Source organism: Clostridium sp. UBA5119 (assembly GCF_002414285.1).
In the GTDB taxonomy this organism is placed as follows: domain Bacteria; phylum Bacillota; class Clostridia; order Clostridiales; family Clostridiaceae; genus Clostridium_J; species Clostridium_J sulfidigenes.
This window is the reverse complement of sequence record NZ_DHYX01000055.1, coordinates 101,981-108,831: the sequence shown is the minus strand read 5'-3', so window position 1 is coordinate 108,831 and position 6,851 is coordinate 101,981. Positions and strand designations below refer to the sequence as shown.

General features: G+C 28.1%; 6 protein-coding genes (1 of these 6 cut by a window edge). All 6 read left to right on the top strand.

From position 1 onward, the window contains the following. Nucleotides 1-575: 575 nt before the first annotated feature. Nucleotides 576-1,841, top strand: a complete 1,266-nt coding sequence (locus B2671_RS09005; protein ID WP_346870114.1) for a radical SAM/SPASM domain-containing protein — start codon at nucleotides 576-578, stop codon at nucleotides 1,839-1,841. A 1-nt stretch (nucleotide 1,842) separates the two neighbouring features. Beyond that, entirely contained in the window at nucleotides 1,843-3,438 is a 1,596-nt protein-coding gene (locus tag B2671_RS09000; protein WP_346870113.1) for an ABC transporter ATP-binding protein, read from the top strand. Nucleotides 3,439-3,505: 67 nt separating this feature from the next. Continuing rightward, entirely contained in the window at nucleotides 3,506-3,658 is a 153-nt protein-coding gene (locus B2671_RS08995) for a hypothetical protein (RefSeq protein WP_346870112.1), read from the top strand. Between the two features lie 508 nt (nucleotides 3,659-4,166). After that, entirely contained in the window at nucleotides 4,167-4,724 is a 558-nt protein-coding gene (locus tag B2671_RS08990) for a glycerol-3-phosphate responsive antiterminator (protein ID WP_150845407.1), read from the top strand. 197 nt (nucleotides 4,725-4,921) lie between these two features. Continuing rightward, a complete protein-coding gene (gene glpK, locus B2671_RS08985; RefSeq protein WP_346870111.1) occupies nucleotides 4,922-6,409 on the top strand; it encodes a glycerol kinase GlpK in 1,488 nt (495 codons plus the stop codon). A gap of 26 nt (nucleotides 6,410-6,435) precedes the next feature. Next, nucleotides 6,436-6,851, top strand: the 5' portion of a protein-coding gene (locus B2671_RS08980; protein ID WP_414632627.1) for a GNAT family N-acetyltransferase. 52 nt of this gene lie beyond the right edge of the window; 416 of the gene's 468 nt are visible here — the first part of the coding sequence; it begins with the start codon at nucleotides 6,436-6,438; the stop codon falls past the right edge of the window.

Below are 6,851 nucleotides of genomic sequence, written 5' to 3'. Positions count from 1 at the left end.
TAATCACCTCCTTAACTTTAAGCCTTGTGAAAAAGTATAAAAAAGCTCTATAAGTTTAGCCTTATAGAGCTTTTCTATAAACCTCAACGAAATTAAATATTTGTTGATTTTCACAAGATATAAAACAAAAGATGTAGGTTATTTAGCCATAACATATTGTTTTACTATTAATTAAGATGAATAGTTCTTCCAACAGAATTTTGAAGGATCACATACTTTAATTAGACAAAAAGCTGCAGTTGTAATTTCCACTTCATTGTTAAGCCATTCCACATTAATCACCTCCTTAACTTTAAACTTTGTGAAAAATTTACCATAAAATCTAAAATAGGGTTATATTTTTCATACATAATTATACAATATATTTTAAAAAAAGTAAAATATAAAAATAAATTAAAAAAATTTTATTTTTATACATGTAATTAGATGTATAAAAACCATAAATATGATAATTTATGATATTTTAAGATATATTATAATATATATTTACAAATAAACTAAAATAATGTATTATACTATTATAAAATGAATTTATGTTAAAATTTATACAAAATAATAATATTAGGGGGATATAAATGTTATCTAAATATAATATCGTAAGAAAATTAAATAATAAACTAATTATATATAATACTTTAACTAGTGGGGTATTGGCTTTAAATGAAGAATATGAAAATGCCTTTAATGATATCGTTAACAAAGGAACAACGCAAAAAAAAGATTTGTTAGAAGCGCTTAAAAAAGGTGAAATGATTATTCCAGATGACACTGATGAGTTTAATAGAATGTTAGTATTAAATAAAATGGGTAGTTATAATACTGATTCTTTAACTCTTACAATCGCACCGACTTCAGCATGTAATTTTAAATGTCCATATTGCTATGAAAAAGGTATTGAACATAAGTCAATGTCAATTGATGTTAGAAATAAATTAGTAGAATTTTTAAAAACTAATTATGCTAACTTAGAATATTTATCTATATGTTGGTATGGAGGAGAACCTTTATTAAATTTAGATATAATAGAAGAACTAACTAAAAAGATAAAAGAAGAATTTGGTGAAAAACTTAACTATTCTGCCTCCATTGTTAGTAATGGATATTACTTAACTAGGGAAAATGTAGAAAAATTAAAAGAGTTAGATGTTAATACCGTTCAAGTTACAATTGATGGGTCAAAAAAGGATCATGACAGTAGAAGAATTTTACATGATGAATCTCCAACATTTGATCATATAATGACTAATATGCAAAATACTTGTGATTTAATAAATATATCTGTTCGAATGAATATGGATAAAAATAATATAGATGATTCGTACGAAATATTAGATTATTTTGAAAAGTATAACTTGAAGAATAACATAAGTTTTTATTTAGCTAAAGTAGACAATATCAATGGTTCTTGTAATGATTGTAATTGCTTAAATACAAATGAATTTTCTACAAAAGAAATCCATTTCTATAAGAAGGCAATAGAGCGAGGGTTTAAATGTAATAGAATACCGTTGGCTGCTTTCCAAGGATGTGGAGCTACTGGTCATAATTCTTTGGTAATATCTCCAGAAGGTGACTTTTATAAATGTTGGGATGAAATAGGTAGAAAAAGTAGAACTGTAGGAAATATTTATGATGGAATTAATATGAATTCTAATTTAATAAAATGGCTTTCATATAACCCAATACATGATGAAGAATGCAAAGAATGCGAATTTTTACCTGTATGCTTTGGAGGGTGTGCAAATGCAGCATTAGAAAGTGGTAAAAAGAATTGTTCTACTTTAAGATATAATGTGGATGAAGTTATTGAATTGCTTACGCTAATGAGACAACAACGTTAGTATGAATATAATATCATTTACACAAAAATACTTTAAATCTAAATCTATATTACTACTTTATGTTTTTTTGGCAATAATTACAGGAACGTTGCCCTTAGCTACCAACTATATATTAGGCTCAATTATTGATAGCATCAACACAAGCTCAAACATAAGCAATATATATAATTTGTGTTATATTTTCATAGGTATTTCAATTTTCATGATTATAGCTAAGGCTATTAAAGAGATTTTATATACTAAATTACAAGTATCAGTTGCTTTTGATATGAATAAGCAAGCTCTAGAACATGTAAAAAGATTACCTATTAGTTTTTTTAAAAATGTAGATACAATATATCTAAATCAACGTATAAACAATGATGTTAATAATATAGTTACTTTTTTTATAAATATAATTTCAGACACAATAACTAATGTCTTTGTAATAGTAATAACTTTGTTTCTTTTGATTTCAATAAACAAACTAATTATATGCATTTTTATATTATTAATTGTGTTTTATATTTTACTTTATACTGTTATGAAAAAAAGAATCTATGATTATAATTTTAAAATGCAGGAAAGTCAATCACAGCTTTTTTCAAAGCTAAATGAGCAAATTTCTAATGTTAAATTTTTGAAACTTCATATATTATTTGATGTTTTAAAAGATAGATTAGAAAAAGCCTATGATTCCTTTCTCATAACTGCTCTAAGAAAAATTAAATTTGGAATTTCATTTAATTCCATAGAAACAATAGGAACATTGCTAGCTCAAGTGGTATTTATAATAATAACAGCATCTGCTGTTATTAACGGTAAAATTACAATAGGCTTATTCTCTGTATTAATAGGTTACTTTTTTAGTTTGATTGGTTCATTAAAGTACTTTATTGGTATAGCCGAGAAATATCAAGAAAACTTAGGATCCTATAATAGAATAATTCAAATACTTAATATAAATAAAGAAACAAATGGAGATGTTATTTTAAAAGACTGCAACTCAATTAACATTGAAAATCTTAAATTTTCATATAATGAAAATTTAATTTTTGATAATTTCAATTACACATTTAAAGAAGGTAATACCTATTGTATTACTGGACAAAATGGTTCAGGAAAAAGTACTTTAATAAATATAATTTGTGGACTATATGTAGATGAATATATAGGACAAGTATCTTACAATAATATTCCTATTGAAGATTTAAATATGTATGAGTTACGTAAAAATCTAATTGGAATATCTGAACAGGAACCTCTTTTATTAGATGATAGTGTTTTGAAAAATCTAACTGTTAATAACAAAGATTTCGATAAGAATCTTTTAGAACGCTTGATAGATATTTTTGATATAAGACATATTGTTAATAAAGTTATAGAAGAAAATATCAATGTTTCTGGAGGCGAAAAACAAAAAATATCAATTATAAGATTGCTATTAAAAGATCCAAAAATTTTAATTTTTGATGAACCTACATCAGCATTGGATAAAAATAGTGTTAATGAATTTAAAAAATTAGTTAGATCATTACAAGGTGACAAGATAATAATTATTATAACTCATGATAAAAACTTACTTGATTTATCAGACAATGTAATTAATATACAATAAAATAATACTCAGTTTATACTTATAATTTATTATAAATATATAAATTAGATGAAAGGAGGTGAATAATATGGAATGGATGAATGAATCTAATACTGGAATATCAGCTCGTATATGTAATAAAGATTGTGGTGTTCTTTGCAGAGACAAATTTGGATGTGGCGTTAAAATATGCTCAGGCCGTTGTGGAAATTATGATTGTGGTATATATATAGGATCATAATACTGTTATTCCATATTACAATGTATAGTTAGGTATACATGAGATTGTGGTTATACTTAAAACAGAATCTTATGTTATCATGATTTTCAATCAAAATAGGTGTCGTTAGACACCTATTTTGATTTATATTAATTAATTGATAATGACTTTAATTATACCGAGGCTACTCTAGAGACAAGTACATATGTAGCTCATGGCCTAAAATTTAAATGTAAACCCTGAGGTGTGGTTTAAATTACACCTTGGGGTTTACATTTAGATTCTTCATAATAGAAATTTTCCGTATTTACACCTCCTCGTCTAGGATTTAAAATTGAGATTAATTAAAATCTACACATCTATAATTGGGATACTCCTCTAACTTTTAAAATTTAAAAAAGTACAATGAATATACTTTAATTATAATTTCTAAGGCTATCAAAATAAAATTTTAGCTGAATTGACAAAAAAATTTAAACATGTAATAATTAAAAAAACATGTTAAAACAGTTCCGAAAGGGAGTTAAGTATGGATTTAATAAAGTTATTAGAGGAAAATCCTATAATAGCAGCAGTTAAGAATGAGAGTGAACTAGATATAGTACTAGATTCAGATGTTCAGGTAATATTTGTCCTATTTGGTGATATACTTAATATTAAAGAAATAAGTGAAAAGATAAATTCTAAAAATAAGATAGGTATAGTTCATATTGATTTAGTAGATGGTATTACTAATAGAGAAGTTGGAATTAAGTATTTAAAGAAAGAAACTCAGTTTAAAGGTGTAATAAGTACAAAACCTCAGGTAATTAAATATGCCAAGGCTTATGACTTATTAGCAATACAGAGAGTATTTATCTTTGATACTCTTTCACTAAATAATGCAATAAAGCATCTAGGAGAGGCCTGTGATGCTATAGAGATATTACCAGGGGTTATACCAAAGGTTATAGAAAAACTTGCAGAAAAGTCTAATAAACCTATAGTTGCTGGAGGACTTATTGAAAGTAAGGAAGAAATAATAACAGCTTTAAAATCAGGAGCAACCTGTGTATCTACTACAAAAGAAGAAATTTGGGCTATGTAGGCTAAGAGTGATGAGAGAGGCTACATAAGACTAGAATGCTAGTTTTATGTGCCTTTTTATTATTTATAAGAATGATTTTATCCGATGACTACCAGNNATAACGATTTCTAAGCTTCAGAGGGAGTAAATACTCCCTCTGAAGCAAAGAATTCTGTTTAAACATAGATATTTAAGTAATTTATGGATGGAGGATTAAAATGGCAGATTATATAATTGCATTAGATCAAGGAACTACAAGTTCTAGAGCTATAATTTTTGATAAGGAACAAAATATATTAGGGGTGAGTCAAAAGGAATTTACACAAATATATCCTAAAGAAGGATGGGTAGAACATGATCCTATGGAGATATGGAGTAGTCAGTACTCTATGCTTCAAGAGGTTATGGCAAAGTGTAATATATCACAAAAGGATGTAGCTGCTATTGGAATAACTAACCAGAGGGAAACTACTATTGTATGGGATAAAAACACAGGAATGCCAATATATAATGCAATTGTATGGCAATGTAGAAGAACAGCTCATATATGTGATGAGTTGGTAAATCAAGGTTTTAGTGAATATATAAAAGAAAATACGGGATTATTAATTGATGCATATTTTTCTGGAACAAAGATTAAATGGATTTTAGATAATGTGGATGGAGCTAGAGAAAAGGCTGAAAGAGGAGACCTTTTATTTGGAACTGTAGATACTTGGCTAGTATGGAAGCTTACCAATGGAAGAGTTCATGTTACAGATTATACTAATGCTTCAAGGACCATGCTCTATAACATTAAGGAATTAAAGTGGGATGAAACAATATTAGATATATTGCAAATTCCTAAATCTATGTTACCTGAAGTTAAAAATTCCTCAGAGGTATATGGCCACACTAACTTAGGTGGAAATGGGGGAATTAGAGTTCCTATAGCTGGAATAGCAGGAGATCAACAGGCAGCTTTATTTGGTCAGGCGTGTTTTGAAAAAGGGAGTGCTAAAAATACGTATGGTACAGGATGCTTCTTATTAATGAATACAGGTGATGAGATAATTAGAAGTAAAAATGGATTAATAACCACCATTGCCATAGGTATAGATGGAAAGGTTAAGTATGCTCTTGAAGGTTCTGTATTTGTTGGAGGTGCAGTTATCCAATGGCTTCGAGATGAATTAAGAATGATAACTGATGCTGTGGATACCGAGTACTTTGCTAATAAGGTAGAGGATAATGGGGGAGTATATGTAGTTCCTGCTTTTGTAGGACTTGGAGCACCATACTGGGACATGTATGCAAGGGGAGCAATCTTTGGATTAACCCGTGGAGCTAATAGAAATCATATTATAAGAGCTGCCTTAGAGTCTATAGCCTATCAATCAAAGGCTGTTATTGATGCCATGGCTGAGGATGCTGGCTATAGAATTGAAAAGCTAAAGGTAGATGGAGGAGCAAGTAGAAACGGATTTTTGATGCAATTCCAATCAGATATTATATGTCAAGAAGTTACTAGACCGATAATATCTGAAACTACGGCCTTAGGGGCTGCATATTTAGCTGGTCTTGCAGTAGGTTTTTGGAAGAGTAAAGAAGAAATTGCAGAGAAGTGGTTTGCTAGTAAGACTTACACGCCAAACTGCGATAAAGAGACTTCAGAGAAACTTTATTCTGGATGGGAAAAGGCTGTGNNACAATGGGAAGAAGATTAGTTAAATTTATTTTATGGAGGTAGGCTATGGAAATTAAAATAAAGAAATTTAATCAATTAACCACAGAAGAGTTGTATAAGATTTTAAGAGTAAGGAATGAAGTATTCGTAGTAGAACAAACTTGTATTTATCAAGATTGTGATAATAAGGACTATAATTCATATCACTTATATGTAGAAGAAGGAAATGAAGTAGTAGGATATTTGCGAATAGTTAATAAGGGAATTTCCTATGATGAGATGTCTATTGGAAGGGTATTAGTTAAGGAGAATCATAGAAATAAAGGATTAAGTAGAAAAATCATGTTAGAAGCTATTAAGTTTATAGAAGAGAAACTTAATTCTACTGAAATTAGAATATCTGGCCAAGTTTATATAAAGGGATTTTATGAAAGTCTTGGCTTTAAACAAGTATCAGAGGAGTACCTAGAAGATGATATTCC